The 21,313-nt window shown below is 66.0% G+C and carries 16 protein-coding genes; 7 read left to right on the plus strand and 9 right to left on the minus strand.

What is annotated here, in order from left to right; translation table 11 throughout:
- Positions 1-3 precede the first annotated feature (3 nt).
- Positions 4-1,104, minus strand: a complete 1,101-nt coding sequence (locus tag L7H23_RS17940) for a putative sulfate exporter family transporter (RefSeq protein ID WP_237837227.1) — start codon at positions 1,102-1,104, stop codon at positions 4-6.
- A gap of 148 nt (positions 1,105-1,252) precedes the next feature.
- On the opposite strand from L7H23_RS17940, the gene L7H23_RS17945 reads away from it, so the two are divergent.
- From L7H23_RS17945 to L7H23_RS17965, 5 genes are all read left to right on the plus strand, one after another.
- Positions 1,253-2,257 carry a LacI family DNA-binding transcriptional regulator gene (locus tag L7H23_RS17945; protein ID WP_093511885.1) on the plus strand — a complete coding sequence of 335 codons (1,005 nt, stop codon included), beginning with the start codon at positions 1,253-1,255 and terminating at the stop codon, positions 2,255-2,257.
- A 173-nt stretch (positions 2,258-2,430) separates the two neighbouring features.
- Complete coding sequence (locus L7H23_RS17950; protein WP_237837228.1) at positions 2,431-2,811, plus strand: hypothetical protein; 381 nt, start codon at positions 2,431-2,433, stop codon at positions 2,809-2,811.
- Between the two features lie 107 nt (positions 2,812-2,918).
- On the plus strand, positions 2,919-4,172 hold the full coding sequence (locus tag L7H23_RS17955) for an MFS transporter (protein WP_237837229.1): 1,254 nt from the start codon (positions 2,919-2,921) through the stop codon (positions 4,170-4,172).
- A 57-nt stretch (positions 4,173-4,229) separates the two neighbouring features.
- Positions 4,230-5,132 (plus strand): aldo/keto reductase, encoded by a 903-nt coding sequence (locus L7H23_RS17960; protein ID WP_237837230.1) that lies wholly within the window; start codon positions 4,230-4,232, stop codon positions 5,130-5,132.
- Complete coding sequence (locus L7H23_RS17965; RefSeq protein ID WP_237837231.1) at positions 5,129-6,196, plus strand: LLM class flavin-dependent oxidoreductase; 1,068 nt, start codon at positions 5,129-5,131, stop codon at positions 6,194-6,196. Before L7H23_RS17960 ends, L7H23_RS17965 begins: the two co-directional genes overlap by 4 nt.
- A 191-nt stretch (positions 6,197-6,387) precedes the next feature.
- Here the strand turns inward: L7H23_RS17965 and L7H23_RS17970 are convergent, their stop codons facing one another.
- On the minus strand, positions 6,388-7,554 hold the full coding sequence (locus L7H23_RS17970; RefSeq protein ID WP_237837232.1) for an iron-containing alcohol dehydrogenase: 1,167 nt from the start codon (positions 7,552-7,554) through the stop codon (positions 6,388-6,390).
- Positions 7,551-8,885 carry an MFS transporter gene (locus tag L7H23_RS17975; RefSeq protein ID WP_237837233.1) on the minus strand — a complete coding sequence of 445 codons (1,335 nt, stop codon included), beginning with the start codon at positions 8,883-8,885 and terminating at the stop codon, positions 7,551-7,553. The genes L7H23_RS17970 and L7H23_RS17975 overlap by 4 nt, the downstream gene beginning before the upstream one ends.
- A gap of 174 nt (positions 8,886-9,059) precedes the next feature.
- Here L7H23_RS17975 and L7H23_RS17980 point away from each other — a divergent pair, with 174 nt between their 5' ends.
- A complete protein-coding gene (locus tag L7H23_RS17980; RefSeq protein WP_237837234.1) occupies positions 9,060-9,899 on the plus strand; it encodes a hypothetical protein in 840 nt (279 codons plus the stop codon).
- A 5-nt stretch (positions 9,900-9,904) separates the two neighbouring features.
- Here L7H23_RS17980 and L7H23_RS17985 read toward each other — a convergent pair whose 3' ends face one another.
- The 3 genes from L7H23_RS17985 to L7H23_RS17995 are packed head-to-tail and all read right to left on the minus strand — an operon-like array spanning position 9,905 to position 14,280.
- The gene (locus tag L7H23_RS17985; protein ID WP_237837235.1) at positions 9,905-11,323 is read right to left on the minus strand and encodes an FGGY family carbohydrate kinase; all 1,419 of its coding nucleotides are present in this window, start codon (positions 11,321-11,323) and stop codon (positions 9,905-9,907) included.
- Positions 11,316-12,719 (minus strand): FAD-binding oxidoreductase, encoded by a 1,404-nt coding sequence (locus tag L7H23_RS17990; RefSeq protein WP_237837236.1) that lies wholly within the window; start codon positions 12,717-12,719, stop codon positions 11,316-11,318. Before L7H23_RS17990 ends, L7H23_RS17985 begins: the two co-directional genes overlap by 8 nt.
- Before the next feature lies 1 nt (position 12,720).
- Entirely contained in the window at positions 12,721-14,280 is a 1,560-nt protein-coding gene (locus L7H23_RS17995) for a glycerol-3-phosphate dehydrogenase/oxidase (protein ID WP_237837237.1), read from the minus strand.
- A gap of 65 nt (positions 14,281-14,345) precedes the next feature.
- Here L7H23_RS17995 and L7H23_RS18000 point away from each other — a divergent pair, with 65 nt between their 5' ends.
- Positions 14,346-15,263, plus strand: coding sequence for a LysR family transcriptional regulator (locus L7H23_RS18000; protein WP_237837238.1), 918 nt, complete (start codon positions 14,346-14,348; stop codon positions 15,261-15,263).
- On the opposite strand, the gene L7H23_RS18005 is transcribed toward L7H23_RS18000, so the two are convergent.
- The 3 genes from L7H23_RS18005 to L7H23_RS18015 form a co-directional block, all read right to left on the minus strand.
- Complete coding sequence (locus L7H23_RS18005) at positions 15,209-17,218, minus strand: alpha-glucosidase (RefSeq protein WP_237837239.1); 2,010 nt, start codon at positions 17,216-17,218, stop codon at positions 15,209-15,211. The genes L7H23_RS18000 and L7H23_RS18005 overlap by 55 nt on opposite strands.
- Positions 17,208-18,860: a long-chain-fatty-acid--CoA ligase gene (locus tag L7H23_RS18010; RefSeq protein WP_237837240.1), complete on the minus strand. Its 1,653-nt coding sequence runs from the start codon at positions 18,858-18,860 to the stop codon at positions 17,208-17,210. Before L7H23_RS18010 ends, L7H23_RS18005 begins: the two co-directional genes overlap by 11 nt.
- A 65-nt stretch (positions 18,861-18,925) precedes the next feature.
- Positions 18,926-21,241: a TonB-dependent receptor gene (locus tag L7H23_RS18015; RefSeq protein ID WP_237837241.1), complete on the minus strand. Its 2,316-nt coding sequence runs from the start codon at positions 21,239-21,241 to the stop codon at positions 18,926-18,928.
- Between the last annotated feature and the right edge of the window lie 72 nt (positions 21,242-21,313).

A 21,313-nucleotide genomic window follows, 5' to 3' on the forward strand; every position in this document is an offset into this window, starting at 1 on the left:
CGATCAGATCAGCGTTACGGCGAAGAGCAGTGCGATCCCGAAGCTGGTCAGCGTCGCCAGCATCACCGGCACCGTCGCGCGCCAGCCCATCTCGAGCAGCAGGTCGAGCCGCGTGCGCATCGCGGTCGCGGTTACCGCGAGAAGCAGCAGCGCCTTCGATCCGGTGAGCGCCCAGTCGCGCGCCGCTTCGGGGATCGCGACGGCGCTGTTCAGCGTTACGACCGCCAGAAAGGCGACGATGAACCACGGCAGGGCGAGTCGGCGCCAGATTTGCGTGCTGCCGCCGCCTTCGGGCTTCAGAATCAGGCTCACCAGCGCCACCACCGGCGCGAGCAGGGCGACGCGCGCGAGTTTGACGATCGTCGCGCTCGCGCCAGCAGCATCGGAGAAGGCGTAGCCGCCACCGATCGCCTGCGCGACATCATGGATCGAGGCGCCGATCAGGAAGCCGGCCTGTTTGTCATTCAATCCGAACTCGCCCGCGAGCAGGGGGTAGATCGTCATAGCCAACGCGCTGGCGAGCGAGATGCCCACGAGCGTCAGCGCGAACTGGGCCTGCGACAATCGCTGCTTGCCGATCACCCCATAAAGCGCGAGCGCGGCGCTCGCGCCGCAGATCGCCGTTGCGCCGCCCGCGAGCAAGCCCGCATAAGGCGATTGTCCTGCGAACCGCGCGCCGAGTAACCCGGCGCCCATCGTCAGCGCCATCACCACGAGCAGCGCGCCGAATGGTACCGGCCCCAGCACCGCGATCTGCGCAAAGGTTACCTGCAATCCCAGCACGACGATGCCGAAGCGCAGGAAGGTACGCGACGCGAAGTCGAGTCCGCGGTGCGTCGCCTCGTTCGCCGAGATGAAATTGAGCGACAGCCCCACGAGCAGGCCGAGCAGGATGATCGGAAAGCCATAATGGTCGGACAGCCATGCCGCCGCCGCCGATCCAGCCGCGCAGGCCGCCAGACCCGGAAACAGGCTGCCCTTCGGCGCGGTTCCGGCCTTGACCTGCGCCAGATGCAGCTCGCCGAACAGGTCGCCACCGCTCGGCAGATTGTTCCAGTGCGCGTGGCGCATCGAGGTTCCGGCATCTCTGTCCAGCGTTGTCATAGTGGCGCGTCATAATCCGGGGCAGGGGAGGCGCGCAAGGCTTCTCTTGCGGAACGGCGCGCGACGCGACTAAGCAGGACAATGATGGCCAGCAGGGGAGCGGAGCCGTGAAGTCGATTACCCTCGCCGGGACGGAGCGCGAGCGCGCATGACCCGGGCGACGATCAAGGATGTCTCGCGCGTCGCCGGCGTGTCGATCAAGACCGTGTCGCGCGTGCTCAACAAGGAACGCTATGTCAGCGACGACATGCGGCAAAAGGTCGAGGAAGCTGTCGCACGCCTCAACTATCACCCCAGCCAGGCGGCGCGCACGCTCGCCGGGAAACGCTCGTTCCAGATCGGGTTGATCCACGACAACCCCAGCCCCTATTATATCTTCAACATGCAGGCGGGGGTCGGGCAGCGGTGCCGCGAGGCCGACTTTCGCATGATCGTCCAGCCGTGCGACATCAATTCGCCCGGTCTCGTCGACGATATCGGCGCGCTGATCGACCAGGCGCAGCTCGACGGCATCATCATGACCCCGCCGGTGACCGACGTCGGCACCGCGCTCGCCGAATTGTTCCGCCGCAAGATTCCCGTCGTGCGCGTCCAGCCGGGCACCGACCTGACCGCGACTTCAGCGGTTTACATCGACAATGTGCAGGCGGCCGACGACATGACGGCGTACCTGATCTCGCTCGGCCATCGCCGCATCGGCTTCGTCACCGGGCATGGCAATTATTTCGCGAGCGGCCAGCGACTGACCGGATACCGGCAGGCGCTCCAGCGCGCCGGGATAGGCTTCGACGCCGCGTTGGTCTTTCCGGGGCAGTTTGATTTCCAGTCGGGGACCGCCGCGGCCGAAGCGCTGCTCGCACTCGACCAGCCGCCGACCGCGATCTTCGCGAGCAGCGACGATATGGCCGCGGGCGTCCTCGCCGCGGCGCACCGGCTCGGCGTTGCGGTGCCGGACCAGCTCTCGGTCGCGGGTTTCGACGACACCGACCTCGCGCAGGTCGTCTGGCCGTCGCTGACCACGATCCACCAACCGATCCGCGACCTCGGCTACGCCGCCGCCGACCTGCTGCTCGAATTTGGCGAGACGATCGAGCGACGGCAATTGCCGCACAAACTGGTCGTGCGCGGTTCGACGGCGGCGCCGAAAGGCTGAAAACGACCGGCAGCTGCCGTCTCTTTTATCGTCACCCCGGACTTGATCCGGGGTCCCGCTTGAGATCGAACGCAATCTACGCGTCAAAAAGCGGGATCCCGGACCAAGTCCGGGATGAAGAAGGACCGGTTGCCGACGTTGCGGTTAATCCCGATCATAGTTATCCTCGCAACATGACGGATAATCAGCCATTCCCGCACGTTTCTCTTGCCAATCCGGACAAGCGAGAAGAGCTCATTCTGTATCTCCAAGAGTTGGCGGCTGAATATCCGGAAGAACTTTGGCGCAAGGAGCGCGAGCAAGGCCTGGTGTCAGACATCGATCAGATTTTTCATTTCTTTTTCGACGACAATGATTTTGACGAAGGTGCGGTGGGTTATAGTCTTTTGGATGTGAACGAAGCCAAGGTCATTGATGAGGTGAAGGCCTTGCTTGACGCGATGTTTATGGACCTACCCAAGGGAGATGACGCGGCATTCGTCAGTCATCATTTATGGCCACGCCTGCGTGCTAAGGCGCAAGAAGCACAATCTGCTTTCGAAGCGCGGAGCTAAACCTCCCTTCATCACCCCATTTTCGACATAGCGAAAAAACGTCTGTCTTTTCCGATATGACAACGTTATCTCATCTGCACGACAGATAGATTCGGGGAGAGACGATCTTGGCGCAAATCGCCGATAAACGCCGCTGGCTCGTGGTGGGGCTCGTCTTCATCGCGATCGTCCTCAACTATGTCGACCGCCAGATCCTCGCGCTGTTGAAGCCGACGCTCCAGCTCGAATTCGACTGGACCGACCGCGATTACAGCCACATGGCCTCGGCCTTCCAGTTCGCCGCCGCGCTCGCCTTCCTCGGCACCGGCTGGTTCATCGACAAGGTCGGCCTGCGCTGGGGCTTCGCGATCGGCGTCGGCGTGTGGAGCCTCGCGGGCATGGCGCACGCCTTCGCCTCGACCGTCTCGGGTTTCGTCGCCTCGCGCGCCCTCCTTGGTGCGGCGGAGTCGATCGGCACTCCCGCTGCGGTGAAGACTGCGGCGACCTATTTCAATGCGAAGGAGCGAAGTTTCGTCCTCGGACTCGGCGGCATTGCGCCGAATGTCGGCGCGATCCTGACGCCCTTGCTGATCCCGTTGATGGCGCTGATGTGGGGCTGGCAGGCGACCTTCCTGATCGCCGGCGGCCTCGGGCTCGTCTGGGTCGTCGTGTGGCTGATGGTGCGCATTCCGGAGCAACCCAACGCCGCGCGCGATGCCGCCGCGCCGAAAATTGCGTGGGCCAGCCTGCTCCGCGATCGCCGTCAATGGGCGATCATCCTCGGGAAAGCGCTCACCGATCAGGTCTGGTGGTTCCTGCTCTTCTTCATGCCCGACCTGTTCCACCGCGTCTTCGGCCTGACGCAGGGCACGCTGGGTCTGCCCGTCGCGTTCGTCTATCTGATGGCCGCGCTCGGCGGCATCACCGGCGGTTATCTCCCGTCCTACCTGATGGGCCGCCGCGGCTGGAGCGTGAACGCCGCGCGCAAGACCACGATGCTTATCTATGCGCTGCTGATCCTACCGGTGCCGCTTCTCGTCGGTGTCGACAGCGCGTGGGTCGCGGCGATGATTCTCGGCCTCGCGCTCTTCGCGCATCAGGGTTTTTCGACCAATCTCTTCGGGCTCACCACCGACGTTTTCCCCGCGCGCATCGTTGGCTCGGCAATCGGGATTGGCGCCTTCGCCGGCAATCTGTCGGGCATGGCGATGATCGAGTTCGCGGGCTGGTCGCTCGACACGGGCAGGGGGTATCTGCCGATGATGCTCGTCTGCGCCGTCACCTATCTCGTCGCGCTCGCCGCGATCCACCTCATCCTGCCGCGCATCGTCGCGGTCGATGAGGAACCGGATGACGATGCCGGCCCGATATTGGCCCACTGACCCGACCGCATGCGAAAGCCGCTTCACTCGTTCCGACTTATGGAGTATATGACAGCGATGTCAGATTTTCTTCCCGCTCCCGCCAACGTGACCATCGCCGGTCATGAGGTTTCGCCCATCGCCTGGGGCATGTGGCGCTTCGCCGGTGCCGACGTCGCCACCGCCCGCGCGCGCATCGACGCCGCGTTCGAAACCGGCGTCACGCTGTTCGACACCGCCGACATCTACGGCTGCGACACGCCGGGAGGTTTCGGCTCGGCCGAGGCTCTCCTCGGCGATGTCTTCGCCGAAGCCCCGGGGCTCCGCGACAGGATGGTCCTCGCGACCAAGGGCGGGATCATCCTCGGCGTGCCTTACGACAGCAGTCCCGCTTACCTCACCTCGGCGATCGACATCTCGCTGCAGCGTCTGCGTACCGACCATGTCGAGCTGTGGCAGATCCACCGTCCCGACCTGCTCACCCACCCGCAGGAAATTGCGCGCGGGCTCGAGGATGCGCACCGCGCGGGCAAGATCGGCGCGATCGGCGTCTCGAACTTCACGCCCGCGCAGGCTGCGGCGCTCGCCAAATTCCTGCCCGTTCCGGTGGTCAGCCATCAAAGCGAGTTTTCGCCGCTGCACCTGGACCCGCTCTTCGACGGCATCTTCGACCAGTCGATGGCCGAGGGAATGAGCTTCCTCGCCTGGTCGCCGCTCGGCGGCGGCCGGCTCGGCGATCCGGCCGACGAGCGCACGCGCGCAGTCGCCGGACTGCTCGACACAAAGGCCGACGAATATGGCGTCTCGCGCGCCGCCGCGACTTACAGCTGGGTGATGGCGCATCCCGCGCACCCGATTCCGATTGTCGGCACGCAGAACGTCGAGCGCATCAGGGAAATTCCGCAGGCCTTCGCCCCGCGCTGGACGCGCGCCGAATGGTACGCGGTGCTGCAAACATCGATGGGGGAGAAACTGCCATGACCGACCGCTCGTGCGAGGTTAGCTGGTTTTCGGCGCTCTGCGACGACGACTATGAATTTCTGGGCGTTCCAGACCCGATGCTCAAATCGAGCTGGGAACATTGTCGCGACATCGTGGTCCAGGCCGACACCCTCGGGTTCGACAACATCCTGCTCCCGTCGGGCTACGCACTCGGCATCGACACCACCGCCTTCGCCGCGGCGATCGCGACGATGGTCAAGAACATCCACCTGCTGATGGCGGTGCGTATCGGCGAAAGCTGGCCGCCGCAGCTCGCGCGCCAGATCGCGACGATCGACCAGATTCTCGGCGGCCGCCTGACGGTCAACATCATCTCGTCGGACATGCCGGGCGAGACGATGGATTCCGAGCCGCGCTACCGCCGCACGGTCGAGGCGATGCATATCCTCAAGACCCTGCTCAACGGCGAGGCGCTCGACCACGATGGCGAGTTCTGGAAGCTGCAGGTCGCGCCCGCGCGCGTCGGCACCGTGTCGGGCAAAGCGCCGCCGCTTTACTTCGGAGGACTGTCGCCCGCCGCGCGCGACGCTGCCGCAAAGGGCTGCGACGTCTTCCTGATGTGGCCCGACCGCGAAGAGGTGGTGAAGGAAATCATCGCCGACATGACCGCGCGCGCCGCCGCTTACGGCCGCACGCTCAAATTCGGCTACCGCGCGCATATGATCGTGCGCGACACCGAAAGCGAGGCGCGCACTGCCGCCAACCGCCTGCTCTCGAAACTCGACGCCGCCAAGGGCGCGGAGATCAAGGCCAAGTCGCTCGATTCGCAGTCCTTTGGCGTCAACGCGCAGGTCGCCTTGCGCGAAGCTGCCTCCGACGACGGCTATGTCGAGGACAATCTGTGGACCGGCGTCGGCCGCGCCCGCTCGGGCTGCGGCGCCGCGATCGTCGGCGACCCCGACCAGGTGCTCGCGAAGCTGAACCGCTACCAGGATATGGGCATCGAAGCCTTCATCCTCTCGGGCTACCCGCACGCTGCCGAAGCCGATCTCTTCGCGCGCCATGTGCTGCCCAAGATGAAGCACGGGCCGCTGGAGGTCTGAGCCTGCTCGTCACCCGGGGCTTGACCCGGAGGGGCTGCCTTTTTCTTGAAGGAACAGGCGGATCCCGGATCAAGTCGGGGATGACGGTGGGTGAAGAGATACCCCGCCCCCCGCGTTTGAGACGTAGGAGAGAGGGACGGGGCAAGCGCCCTAAAGCAGGGTCGAGCTTGCCCGTCGATTAACCGAAAGTCTTATCCCGCCCAAACTGCGGCATAAAGTTCCGCCATCTCTTCCGCAGTCGGCACGCGCGGGTTGTTCGCGGGCGATCCCGACGCCGCCGCCTGCGCACACATGGTCGGGACCAGCCCCTCCCAGCGCGCTGCGTCGATGCCCCACGCCGCGGGACCCGGTACCTCGAGCTCGCGGTTGAGCGCCGCGAGTTCGTCGAGCAGCCGCGCCACCGCCGACTGATCGCCCTCGGTCTCGTCCGCCACGCCCATCGCGCGTGCGCAATCGCCATAGCGGTGCAGCGCCGCGGGTGCCGACCAGGCGGTCACCGCGGGCAGCAGCATCGCGTTCGACAGCCCGTGCGGCACATGGAAATGCGCGCCGATCGGGCGGCTCATCCCGTGCACCAGCGCAACCGAGCTGTTCGAGAAAGCGATCCCCGCCTGCGTCGCGCCCAGCATCATCGCCTCGCGCGCCGCGGCGTCCATCGGGTCGCTGCACACGCGCCGCAAGTTGGGCGCCAGCGCCCGCATCGCGAGCAGCGCCATGCCGTCGCTGAACGGGTTGGCGCGCTTCGACACATAGGCCTCGATCGCATGGACCAGCGAGTCGATCCCGGTGTCGGCGGTCAGCCTTTTGGGCTTGGTGAAGGTCAGCTCGTAATCGACGAGCGCCGCGATCGGCAGATAGGCGAGCCCAGGGCACAGCATCTTCTCGTCGGTCGTCTCGTCGGTGATGATCGTGAAGCGCGTCGCCTCCGAACCCGTGCCCGCGGTGGTCGGGATCGCGATCACCGGCAGTCCCGGCGAGTCCTGCACGTGCGGCGCCTTGTAATCGGCCATCGCGCCGCCGTGCAGACCCAGCAGTGCAATGGCTTTCGCGCTGTCGAGCGGGCTGCCGCCGCCGAAACCGACGACGCAGTCATGATCGCCGTCCTTGAGGAACGCGACGCCCGCATCGACCGAGGCGACCGTCGGGTCGGGTACCGTTTCGGCGAACACGCGCGAGGAGATACCCGCCGCGGGCAGCCCGTCCACCAGTTCCGCCACGCGCCCGCTGCTCACCAGATACCCATCGGTGACGATCAGCGGCCGCGACAGCCCAAGCGAGGCCAGCACTTCGGGCAGTTGCTTCGACGCGCCGCCGCCGATGCGGAAAATGCGGGGCAGGGCAATGCTGGCGATACTCAACTGACCATCTCCTCACGGATCGTTTTGCGCGCCATCCAGAACAGCGCCGAGGCGAGCGCACCGAAGCTGATGAAGATCATCAGCGACCAGCGCACGCCCTCCGCCGACCCTAGCCCCATCGGGCCCGAGAGGAAATCGCTGACCGCGCCGACCCCGAGCGGGCCGAGGCCCAGCCCGAGCAGGTTGATGATGAACAGCAATACTGCCGATGCCGTCGCACGCGTCTGCGGGCGCACCAGCCCCTGCACTGCGGCGAAACCCGGCCCGTACCAGAGCGTGTTCAGCACCGGCGGAAAGGCGAACATGATCAAAGCGAACACCGCGGAATCTGTCAGCAGCCCCGCGATGTAGAAGGGGATGCCGAGGAAGGTCGAAACCGCCGGGATTGCGACATAGGCCCGCAGATCGCGCGCGCCATATTTGTCGGCGAGCTGCCCACCCATCCATGTTCCGACCGCGCCCGTCAGCCCGAGTACGATGCCGAGCGCGACGCCGAGAAAGCCCGTCAGTCCCAATCCGAAATCGCCAGCAATCACCGTCAGTTCTTCGGCATGGTTGCGGAAAAAGAAGGGCGCAAGGAAGGCGGCTGCGCCATAGCCGATGAACGCCTTGATCGCAGCGGCGAAGGCGATCAGCCAGAAGGTCCTCTTGCCCCATATCTCGGCCATCGCGGTGCCGAAGTCGGGCCCCGCCGCCTTGAGCGCGGCAAGGTCGTGGTGCATCCGCCGTCGCGGTTCCTTCAGCGTAGTCCACGCAACGATCGCCATCAGCACGCCCGGTGCGCCCGCGAGAAGGAAGGCGGTGCGCCAGCCGTAAGCGTCCGCGATCAATCCGCCCAATGCCAGCCCGAGCAACCCCCCCAAGGGGATACCGAGCGAATAGAAGGCGAGGGCGGAGGCGCGCTTTTCCTTTGGCGTATAGTCGGTGATCAGCGAATGCGCCGGCGGCGTGCACCCCGCTTCGCCGATCCCGACGCCGACGCGGCAGACGACGAGCTGAACGAAACTCTGTGCATGGCCGCACGCAATGGTGAAGATGCTCCACAACCCTGCCGCCACCGCGATGATCCGCGGCCGGTCGCCGGTTTCGGCATAGCGCGCGATCGGAATACCAAGAAACGTATAGAAGAGCGCAAAGGCGAGGCCGGTCATCACCCCGAGCTGCCAGTCGGCGAGGTGCAGCTCATTCTTGATCGGCTCGGCGAGGATCGAGACGATCTGCCGGTCGAGGAAGTTCAGGATATAGATGATCAGCAGCACCGTCAGCGCATAGCGGCGGTAGGCCTTCGATACGGGCGCTATGACGGGCAGGGTGGGGGCTTCGGTTGTCATCTCATCCTCTCTCGATTTTCTTTTGCCTTGTCATCCCGGGCTTGACCCGGGACCCGCCTTGTCTTCGCCGAAGAAAAAGGCAGGCCCCGGATCACGTCCGGGGAGACGGTCAAACGAGGCCAATTGACTCCCTATCCCGACACGATATGACAGCGTTGTCTGAAAGGAAAGACCTTGCCCGAATTGCTCGTCCTCCAGTCGGTCTGGGGCCTCGACAAATGCCCCGGTTTCGACATCGAAAACCGCCTCGACGAAGCGCTGGCAGACGTCGTCGCCGCGGGCTTCGACGGTGTCGGTGTCAACCTCGCGCGCACCGCGCGCACCGACGGCGTCGCGCGCGTGATGAACCCGCTCGGCCTCGCTTGGGAGGGGCAGGTGCTCGTCCATGACGCTGGCCAGCTGGCCCACTGGATCGGCGAGGCGCAGCGCCTCGGCGCGCATCACCTCAACGTCCAGATCGCCGGGCCGACCGCCGATTTCCGCGCTGCGCTGCGCCTGATCGACAGCCTCGTCGCGGCAGCAAAGGACGCGCCACTCCCCGTCTGGTTCGAAACGCACCGCGGCCGCCTCACCAACGACCTGCTCTTCACGCTGCAATTGCTCGAGGAACGCCCCGGCCTGCCGCTCACTGCCGATCTCTCGCACTATCCGGTCGCGGGCGAGATGGAGCTGCCGCTGCGCCCCGACCAGCTCGCCGCGATCGAGACGATCCTGCAGGGCAGCCATAATTTCCACGGTCGCGTCTCGACGACGCATCAGGTGCAGGTCGCGCTGGGTGCGCCGCAGCATCGGGGCTGGCTCGACCAGCATGTCGCCTGGTGGCGCCGCGGCTTCGAACTCTGGCTCGAACAGGCGCGTGAAGGTGACGCGCTGACCTTCATGTGCGAACTCGGGCCGCCGCCCTATGCGATCACCGCGCCCGACGGCAGCGAACTGACGAACCGCTGGGACGAGGCGCAGCGCATGCGCGACATCGTGCGGGGCCTTTGGAGCGAGGTCGCCGGAACCGCCTGAGCGCGTCACGGCGCCACCGCATCCCGCCAGCGGACAAACGCGGCATCGGCCTCGTCACGCGATACTTGCGGCACAAACTCCGCGTCATATCGCGCCAGCCGCTTGAGATCGCTTGTCCCGAAAAGCCCCGCGCCCATGCCGGCCGCCAGCGCCGCGCCATAGGCGCTCGCCTCGCGCACCGCATGCCGCCGCACCGGCCGCTGCAGCGCATCGGCCTGCAACTGCATCAGCGTATCGCTCGCCGACAATCCGCCCGCGACGGGCAGCGCCTCGGGCACCGGCAGCGCCGCTGCGATCACTTCGGCGATCTCGCGAAAGCGGAACGCGATGCCCTGCAGTGCCGCACGCGCGACTTGCCCCGGCCCGTCAGCAAAGCTCAGCCCCGCGATCAGCCCGCGCGCCTCGAACTGCCCGTGCGGCGCGCCCATTCCCGCGAGCGATGGGCGCACCACGACATTGCCCGCATCGGCGACCGAAGCCGCCGCCGCCTCCAGCGCCGCGGGCGAGGCAAACAGTCCCAGCCCGCCGCACAGCCATTCGATCATCGACCCGGTGGTGATCACCATCCCCTCGACGCAGAAGCGCGGTTTCCCGCCCGCAACGGCCAGCGCCTCGGCCGGCATGCTGCTGTGGATCGTTTCGGGCATGTCGCCGGTTCCCGCCATCAGCACGCCCGACGTGCCATAGGTCGCCTTCCAGTCGCCGCGTTCCAGCGCGCCATGCGCGACCATCGCAGCCTCCTGATCGGCGATCAGCGCGTTGATCGGCACGCGCGCGCCGAGCACCGCCGGGTCGCTCTCCGCAATCGCGCCCCAACTTTCGGCCTGCGCCGGAAACATCGTTGCGGGGAGGCGCTGGTGTGCCAGCAGCGCTGTATCCCACCCGCTGCCGTTCGCATAATCATAATAGCCCGTCAGCCAGGCCGCCGAGGCATCGGTGACATGCGCGCCGCTCAGCTTGAAGGTCAACCAGCTGTCGAGCGTCCCCCATTGCAGGTCGCGGGGATCGCGCCCCGATAGCGCGATCGCCGCGGGCAGCTTCGCCGACGGCACTTGCGGCCAGCTGATGAACCCTGCCGCCCGCAGCTTCTTATACTCCTCGATCCCGCGAAGGTCGCTCCATACCAGCATCGGCGCGACGGGCTCGCCGCTCGCGCGGTCCCACAGGACGATGCTCGCACGCTGCGTCGTCGCCCCGATCGCCGCCACGTCGGCAATGCTCCGCCCCGCCGCGGCGAGCGCGCCGTCGATCACCGCGCGGCAGATGGTCCAGACCTCGGCGGCATCCTGTTCGACCAGCCCGGGGCCGGGGAAGCGGCTCGCGATCGGCCTCTTGTCGACGCCCAGCACCATGCCCGCCGGATCGACCAGCATGGCGCGGGCGCCCGTCGTGCCCGCGTCGAGCGCGAGCAACAGCTCAGGCATCGGGTATCAGATTGCCCGGGTTCATGATCCCCTCCGGATCGAGAGCCTGCTTCACCCGCCGCAGCAACGCAACGCCGGTCTCGCCGAGATCGTGGTGCAGATACGGCTTCCGCAGTCGCCCCGCGCCATGATGATGCGCGACCCCGCCGCCATGTTTCGCGGTCGCTTCCATGATCGCGCGCCAGCCGGCGAAATAGGCGGGCTCCATTTTCGCGCTGTCCTCGAAGGTCGCGGCGAAGCTGAAATAGAGGTTGATGCCCGAGCGATAGACATGGCTGCTGTGCGCGGATGCGTTGATCACGCCGGGGACCTGGTTGAGCGCCGCGATGCTGTCGTCATAGATCGCTCCGATCTCACTCCAGCGTCCCGAAATCTCGACCGTGTCGGCGACATAGCCGCGCTCGAACATATCGCGCCAGCTCGGCACATGGTTGCGCTTTTCGATCCATTGTTTCGCCGCCATCGGGTCGCCCGCTTCGAGGCCGGCGCTCCCACAAATCTCGTGCATCGCCGCCAGCTCGGCATCGACGCGCGCCTTCGGCCCCTCATGGACCATCAGCAGCATCGCCTTGCCGTCGCGCTCATAATCGCGGAACAGCCGCCGCACCTCGCGCCCGTCATATTGGCGCATCACCGGCGGGCGCCAGTCGGCGCGGACGATCTGCCGTTGCGCCTCGAACCCCGCGCGCATGTCATCGGCATAGAAGATGCTGTAATCGCGGTGCGGCGCTTTGGCGCGCAGCGAAAAGGTCACCCCGGTGATCACCCCCATCACCCCCTCGGCGCCCATCAGCAGGTGACGCAGATCGGGGCCCGCCGCCGCGCGCACCGCCTTGCCCAGCGTCACCAGCTCGCCGTTCGGCAGCACCGCCTCGATCGAATGGATGATATCCTCGATATTGCCATAAGCCGTAGAGAACTGTCCCGACGCGCGCGTCGCGACCCAGCCGCCGACGCTGCTGATGGCGATCGACTGCGGCCAGTGGCCGATCGTCAGCCCGTGCGCCGCGACCGCTTCCTCGGCCTCCATGCCGTTCAGCCCGGCATCGAAGCTCGCGAGCAGATCGTCGCTGTCGATATAGCGGACGCGGTTCATGCTGCTCATATCGAGCAGGATCGCATCCGGCGTCGGCTCGATCCCGCCGCACACCCCGCTGCCAAGGCCAAAGGGGATCAGCGGCACGCGCTTTTCGGCAGCGAGGCGCACGACCTTCTGCACATCCTCGACCGACTGCGGCCGCACGACGCATCCCGGCGCGGGCACCGCTTCGCCGCGCCAGTCGCGCAGATGCTTGACCGCCCACTGGTCGTAACGACGGGCGTTCAGCGTATCGGCATCGCTCGCGACGCGGTCGGCACCGATGGCGGCGGCAAGGGCTTCGGCAATCGAACTCATCTTACTCTCCCAAAAGCCTGCGGCTCTCATCATTGATCTTGCGGCAATGCGCGATCTGCGCCGCCGTCTTGACGTCATCCCATCCGAGCAGCGCGCCCATCGCTTCGGCGGCGGGGGCGAGCGCTGCAAGGCCGGCACCCTCGTCGAACCATGCCCGCGCGCTACGGCAGACCCAATAATCCTCCAGCGTCGCGGCACCCTCGTGCGTCACCGCACGCGCGGCCTCGGCGGCGACGTCGCCGCCCGCGATCACGATCTCGTTCGCCTCATCGCCGTACAGCCGCGCCAGTCGCTCGGCAGCGCGCGGATCGAGGCGGCTCAGGCTCTCGCGCAGGCTGCGCGATCCGCCGGGCAGCGGGGCATCGGCAGTCGAACAGGGCAGGGCGGCCCGCCCCAGCCGTTCGACGACCAGATCGACCACCCGCTCGGCCATCGCGCGATAGGCGCTGAGCTTGCCCCCTGCGATCGAGACCAGTCCGCCCGGCGAGGTCCAGATCTCGTCCTTGCGCGATACCTCGTTCGCTTTCTTCCCCGGCTGCGCGATCAGCGGCCGCACCCCCGACCACAGCGACACGATCTCGGCGTCGCGGATCGGGTCGATGCTCAGCGCCGCCTCGGTCGCGCGCAGCAGATAGTCGATGTCTTCGCGCGTCGGCGCGGGCCAGTAATCGGCACCATCATGGAACACGTCGGTCGTGCCGATATAGGTGAAGGCGCCGCGCGGCACCGCGAAGATGCTGCGCTTGTCGGGCGCGCGGATGATGATCGTCGCGTTGATCGGCAACCGATCGCGCGGCAGCACCAGATGAATGCCGCGGCTCATCGACATGCGTGTGTCGCTTTCGCCTGCCTCCAGCCCGCGGACCTTGTCGACCCATGGGCCCGCCGCGTTGACCACCAGTTTCGCTCTGATCCGCGCGCCCAAGCCATCGTCGAGCATCGAGGTCGCGACCAATCCACCGTCGATCAGCTCCGACGCCGCCGCATGATTGACCACCACCGCGCCCGCTCCCTGCGCGCTGCGGATATTGGCAAGCACCAGCCGCGCATCGTCGGTCAGGAATTCGGGGTACAGCACGGCGCCATTCAGCCGGTCGGTGCGCATCAAGGGCTCGCGCCGCTGCAACTCCGCCAGCCCGATCACCTCATGCTTCTCGGCCTCGGGCACGCTGCCCAATTTCTCGAAGGTCCACAGGCCCGTCCGCAGCTTCGCGGTCATCGCCATGTTCGTCGTCGGGATCAGGAAGGGCGAGAGCGTCGTCAGATGCGGCGCGATCCGCCGCAATATCTGCCGCTCCGACGCGGCCTCCTTGACCAGCGCAATGTCGCCCTGTGCCAGATAGCGCAGCCCGCCGTGGATCATCTTCGACGACCGGCTGCTCGTCCCGCTCGCATAGTCGCGCGCCTCGACCAGCGCCACCGACAGCCCGCGCATCGCCGCATCGCGTGCGATCCCGGCGCCGGTGATCCCGCCGCCGATCACGGCGAGGTCGAACCTCCGCGATTCCAGCTCGGCAAAGACCTCCGCGCGCCCGCGGGCATCGAGTTGGGTGCTGCTCATGGGTTCACGCTAAGCGCATCACAGCGGCATTGGTATTGCAAAACAGGAATGATATGGTGCGCGCCATGAACCTCCGCCGCCTCCGCCATTTTGACACGCTCTATCGCCTCGGCAGCTACGCGCGCGCCGCCGACGAACTCAGCCTCACCCAATCGGCGCTGACGCGTTCGATCCAGAAGCTCGAGGAGGAGCTGGGTGCGACGCTCTTCGACCGCACCACCCATTATGTCCGCCCGACGAACGACGCCGACCGGCTGATCCGCTCGGCGCGAGACGTCATCGCCGCCTCGGCCAACCTCGAACAGGAAGCGCGCGGGCTCGGCCAGCCGACGGGCGGCACCGTCGCGGTCGGCAGCGGCCCTTATCCGCTGCAACCCCTGCTCACCGACGCGATCATACGCTTTGCCGAAATGCACCCGGGCGTGCGCGTCACCGTCACCGGCGGCCCGTCCGAACAATTGCTCGAAACGCTCGTCGACCGCCGCCTCGACCTCGTCGTCTGCAACCGGGCGAAATTCGCATCGTCGGGCCATGCCGATGAGGTTCTGTGCATCCCGCTGCCGCCCGAGCCGCTGATGCTCGTCTGCGCGCCCGACCATCCGCTGGCGAAAGGCGAGGGCGACAGTGCCGACTTCGCCTGGGCGCTCCCGCGTCCCGCGCCGGGCAGCAATTTCCCCCGCGCGCTCCGCGCGCGCGTCGCCGCGGGGCAGTTCCCCGATTATGAGCTCGATTCCACCGCCGCCTGCCTCGACATGGCGCGCAGCGGCTGCGCGATCACCGTCGTACCCCAGCGGCTCGCGGCGCGTAGCGGTCTCGCGATGATCGCGCTGCCGCCGTCGGAAGTCACCCGCGATGCGATCCATCTCCTTCGCAACCGCAGCCGTAGCGCGCTCGTCGCCGCCTTCGTTGCGGTGCTGAAGGACGTCGCTCAGGCCGAGACGATCGCGTCAAACAGCGCGCTATCGGTCGATCCTGCGCGGTAGAACACCGGCGGTTGCCCGAACGGCGCCGCGACGGTCACGTCGCCGCCGCCCGCATAGGTCTTGCCCGACCAGACATGTACCCAGTTGGCGCCAGCGGGCAGGTAGGTCGTCCACTCGTTCTTCCCCGCCGCGATCACCGGCGCCACCAGCAAATCCGGGCCGAGCAAATAGCTCGTCTGGATCGCGTAAGTCTTCGCATCATCCTCGAAATGCAGGAATAGCGGCCGCTGTACGGGCAATCCCGTCTCCGAAGCCTCTTTCGACAGTCGCCGGATATAGGGCGCGAGATGGGCATAGATCCGCGTCATCTTCGCAAAATGCGCGAGCAGTTCGGGATTGTCGTCATATTGCACATTCTGCCGTGGCCGGTTGCCCTCATGCGTGCGGATCATCGAGGTGAACGCCGACATCTCGGCCCAGCGCATCGCCAGCTCGGCGTCGCGCGTCGTGTCGAACAGGCTGGTGTAACCGCCGCAATCGCTATGATGATGCGCATTGCCCAGCATCCCCGCCGACAGCGCGGCGCAGATTACCGTGCCGATCCCGTCATGGCGGCTGAAGTCGACCGACTGGTCGCCCGCCCACAGCATCGGGCAGTGGCCCTGCACCCCGGCCCCGCCCGATCGCATGAACACCATCATCTCGCCGGTCTGGCCGCGCCGCGCGATGCCCTTCGCATTGACCTCGCCCCACAGCGCCGGCCAGCGGTTGTGCGCAGTCATCCCGCTCTCGCCATTCTTGAGCCGTACGTCGACCGGCAGATATTCGCCAAAGTCGGCCATCCACCCCGACAGGCCGAAATCGATCATCTTCTCGCCGATGATCGTGTCGGCGAACCATGCCGCGGCTGCCGGGTTGGTGAAGTCGACATGCCCGCAATCGAACTCCCCGAAGTCGATGACATAGGGCTCGTCCTTGTCGGGATGCATCACCATGAATCCTTGCGCCGCCGCCTCCGCGTACAGCGGGCCATCGACCGCCAGATAGGGGTTCACATAACCGAGGAAGCGAATGCCGCGCTCGCGCAATTCGGCGATCCGCGCCGGCAGTTCGGGATAGCGCTCGGCGTTCCACTGCCAGTCCCAGAACAGCCGGTTGCCGAAGCTGGTGATGCGGAGGCCTACCCAATCCTCGCACCACAGCCCCGCCACCGCGACCCCGGCCTCCTCATAGGCCTTCAATCGCGCAAAGCTGTTGTCGCCATCTTTGAGGCCGATCACCGCACCCTTCAGCAACCATTCTGGCAGCGGCGGCTGGCGTCCGAAACGGTCCGAAAGCGCAGTGACCAGCTCGGTGAAATGCGGCCGCGCCCACAGCTCTATCTTCTCGGGAATCTCCCACACCTCGACCTCGTGATAGTCGGCGTTCCGGAAATCGAACGCCGAATAGGCAAAGCTGTCGACATGCAGCGCATAGCGCCGCGAGCTGACGAACGTCGGCTGCGGATAATTGGTGTGGGCATAGCTGCCGCCGCCGGCCTTGCGATGCACCTCGACCTGCCGGAACAACTCCGACGACGGGTCGCGTCCGACCCCGGGCTCGCTCGACCACAAGGGGAAATGCCGCCCACGTAGATCGAAATAGGAGAATTGCTCGCCGCCGCCCCACACATGCTCGCCCGCATCGGCGGGCACGCGCAGCCATAACCGGTTGAGCGTCGCGTCGAGCGCCTTCAATGCGATCGCCGCGTCATCACCGTCACCCGAAACCACCGCCTCGAGCAGCCACGGCTTCCCCGCCGCCTCGGCAAAGCGCAGCACATCGCCATCGGCCTCGACATGCCGGAGCGCGATCCGCTCGATCACCTCCTGCGCGACATCGAAATGGCCCAGCTTCGAATGCACATGCGGCACGCCGCGCCCGACCGAGAAGCAGGGCGCGCTGTCGCTGTGCATCAGGATCGCCTGCCCGCCGAGGCGGAACGCAAAGCCGGTGTCGAGCGCGTCAAGCGCCATGGGGGAGGATCCTTTCGCTATCGTCATGGATGGGTTCGGCGAAGCGCGCGCGCAACGCCTTTTTGTCGATCTTGCCCGTCGCGCCGAGCGGCATCGCGTCGATGAAGGCGACCGCATCGGGCATCCACCATTTGGCGATCCGGCCCTCCAGCGTGCCCAGCAAATCCGCGTCGCACGCGCTCTCGCCGGGATGCAGTTCGGCAATAAGCAACGGCCGCTCGTCCCAGCGCGGGTGCGGCACGCCGATCACCGCGCAATGGGCGACCTTCGGATGCCCGCTCGCGATATTCTCGATCTCGATCGAACTGATCCATTCGCCGCCCGACTTGATGACATCCTTCGCGCGGTCGACGATCGCCATATAGCCGTGCGCGTCGATCGTCGCGACATCGCCGGTATCGAAAAAGCCGTCGGCGTCGAGAATGTCGCCGACCGTCCCGCCCATATAGGCGCCTGCGACGGTCGGCCCGCGCACGTGCAGGCGTCCCGGCGTCACCCCGTCGTGCGGCAACCGCGCGCCTGCATCGTCGACGATCTTGAGTTCGATCCCGAACGGCGGGCGTCCCTGCTTCAATCGCTGCGGTATCTGGGTATCGAAGGGCAGAGCCTTGATCGCGGGTGTCAACTTGCCATGCGTGCCGATCGGCGAGGTTTCGGTCATGCCCCAGCCTTGCACCGCCTCGACGCCATGCTCGCGCAGCCGGCGGATCAGGCTTTCGGGCAGCGCCGCGCCGCCGATGATGACGCGCTTCAGGCTCGTCAGCTTTGCACCGGTCGTGTCGAGATGATGCAGCAGTCCCTGCCACACCGTCGGCACCGCGGCCGAAAAGGTCACGCCCTCGCGCTCGATCAGTTCGTGCAGCGACGCCCCGTCGAGCTGTGCGCCGGGTAGCACCAGCTTGCACCCGATGGCGGCGGTCGACAGCGGCATCCCCCACGCGTTGGCGTGGTACATCGGCACGATCGGCATCGCGACGTCGTCGATGCCGATCCCGAACACGTCGGGCTGCAGCGTCATCAGCATGTGGATGACGGTCGACCGGTGCGAATAGAGCACGCCCTTCGGATTGCCCGTCGTTCCGCTGGTGTAACAAAGCGCGCACGCCGCGCGTTCGTCGAAATCGCCCCAGCGGGCATCGCTTTCCGACGCACTCGCGATCAACGTTTCGACCGATGTCGCGCCGGGCAGGGCGTCGCGGTCGACCTCCGGCTCGCCGCCCAGCACAATGACGATGCCGTCCCACGCCATCCCGGCGAGAATATCGGCGAGCAAAGTCTGGAAACAGGGATCGACCAGGATCGCACGGTCTTCCGCATGGCCGATGATGTAGCGAAGCTGGTCGGCAAACAGCCGCGGGTTCAGTGTGTGGCACACCGCACCCATGCCCATGATCGCGAACCAGCTTTCGAGGTGGCGGATGTTGTTCCACGCCATCGTCGCGATGCGGTCGCCGGGGCGGATGTCGATGCTCGCCAGCGCGGCCGACAATTTCCGGGCTCGCGCGCGGATTGCGGCATAGTCGCTACGGACGATCGTCCCGTCGTTGCCGCGCGCGACGACCGGCCGGTCGCCGTCCCAGTCGGCGCCGTGATCGATGATCCGGTCGACGGTCAGCGGCCAGTCCTGCATCAGCCCGAGCATCGGATGGCCTCTTGGAAGAAAAGCCCCCGCCGCCTTGGTTAGCGACCGCAGCGGGGGCAGGAGGGTTAGAAGTTCACGCGGCCCGTGACTCCGAAATAGCGCTCGGCATCGCGGGGGGTGATCTGGCGCATGAAGCTGGTGCCGTTCGGGATGCGCTGGATCACGAACTGCTTGTCGGTCAGGTTCTTGACGATCAGCGACAGGCTGTACTTGTCGTCCTTCGTGCTGAACCGCACCCCGGCGTCCCAGATCGCATAGGCGTTCTGGAAGGCGTTCGGGTTCTGGTTGATGTCGAAATTGGTCTTGCTCTGGTAAACGAGCGAGCTGTTCAGATCGACGTTGAACCCGACGTCCAGCGGCAGGCGCCAGTCCATCGTCACCGTGCCCTTGTATTTGGGCGCAAAGGGCAGCGGCTTGCCGTTGATCGCATCGGCACAGGTCACCGCGGCGCCCGCGGGGCAGATGAACTTGTTGATGTGCGCGTCGGTGTAGTTGAAGCCGCCCGACAGCGAGAAATCGTCGGTGATTGCAGCGTTGAAGTCCATTTCGATGCCGCGCGTCGACACCGAACCGGCGTTGGTCAGGCGCGTGACGACCTGGCCTGCGACGATGTCGAGGAAGTTCGCCTGATAATTGTCGTACTTCGCATAGAAGGTCGCGAGGTTCAGCGTCAGGCGGCGGTCGAACAGCCGCATCTTCAGGCCCGCTTCGTACGCGTTCGACTTTTCGGGGTCGATGCGGCCGGTATCGCGCGCCAGCATGTTGAAGAAGATGTTGAGCGCCGGACCCTTGTAGCCGCGGGTGTAGGTGACATAGCCGACCACGTCGTCGCTAAGGTCATACTGCAGGCCGGCGTTGCCCGACCAGCCATTGTCCTTGATCGAGCCGGCCGACGCGAAAGCCGGATTCACCCCGGTGAAGGCGGTCGCCTGCGTCGAGGTGCGCGCGAAGTCATAGCTGACCTTGTCCTCGGTATAGCGCAGGCCGATGATCCCGCGGAACGCGTCGGTGAAGTTGAGCGTGCCTTGGCCGAAGGCCGAATAGCTGGTCAGTTTCGTCGTGAAGTCGGCGTTGCCCTGGTTCGTCGTATAGGTCGACGATCCCGCCGCGCAGGGGGTCAGCCCGCCGACGGTCGGCAGCGTCGATGCGGTGCAGGCCGTGACGGTGCGGTTGAAATAGTCGACTTCTTTCGTGTGGTAGTAATAAAGGCCCGCAACATATTCGAAGAACTGCGGATTCGACGAGGCGATGCGCAGCTCCTGTGTGAACTGGTCGAATGCCAGATCGCCAAGATCGTGCGAACGCACGTCGCCCGAAGCGGTGCCGGTGTTCACATATTTGGGGGCGTCCGAACGGAAATCGCCGTCGCGGACCTGGAAGTTGTACCAGTGGCGATAGGCGGTGATCGATGTGAGCGTCGCGCCGCCGAGGTCGAGGTCGAACTGCCCCGACACGCCGCTGTTCTTGTCCTTCGTGTACGGATCGAGGTCGTTGTCGATATCCTTGTTCTTGCCGTCGAGCGTCAGCGGGGCAAGGCTGGGGATGAACACCGCATTGTTGAATGCCGACGAGAAGACCGTGCCGATGCTGTCGGCATAGCCATTGTCGCTGTTCTTCGAATAATCGGCGATCAGCGTGATCTTCAGCGCATCGCTCGGTTCGGCGATCAGCTTGCCGCGAACGCCCCAATGCTCATAGCCGTTGACCTTGTGGCCGTTGAACACGTTGCGGGCGTTGCCGTCATACTGCGACCAGAAGCCGGTGACCGAAGCGCGGACGCTGTCGCTGAGCGGGCCGCCGACGCTGCCCCGGATGCGATATTCATTCCCCTCGTACCAGGCGGCGTCGATATAACCGCCGAGCTGGTTACCGGGATCGCGCGATACGATATTGATCACGCCGGCGCTCGCATTCTTGCCGAACAGGCTGCCCTGCGGACCGCGCAGGACCTCGATACGCTCGACATCGAGGAAATCCGAGGTCTGCTGGCCGGTGCGGGCATAGACGACGCCGTCGATCACGGTCGACACCGACGGCTCGACGCCCGACGAGAAGCTGATCGTGCCGACGCCGCGGATCGACAGCGCCGAATCCTTGTTGGTGTTGCCCTTGCGGAAGGTCAGCGTGGGGACGCGCTGGAACAGCTGCTCGGCTGAATTGACGTTCGCGCGCTCAAGCTGGTCGCCCGAGACGACCGAGATCGCGACCGGTACGTCCTGCAGATTCTGTTCGCGCTTCTGCGCGGTGACGATGATGTCGGTGGTCGCGAAGGGCGCGTCGGCTTCGGCCGGCGTATCCTGCGCGGCGGCGGGGGCGGCGATCATGGCCATCGCCATCGTCGTCGAAAGCGCCAGAGCCAGCTTGAACTTCGTCGTCGTCATCGAGAAACCTCCCCACTCGCGCCCGGCGGATCATATGCCCGCCTGGGCTTTGGAACTGTGACGCGGCCGCGG

The organism is Sphingopyxis sp. BSN-002 (assembly GCF_022024275.1).
GTDB lineage: Bacteria > Pseudomonadota > Alphaproteobacteria > Sphingomonadales > Sphingomonadaceae > Sphingopyxis.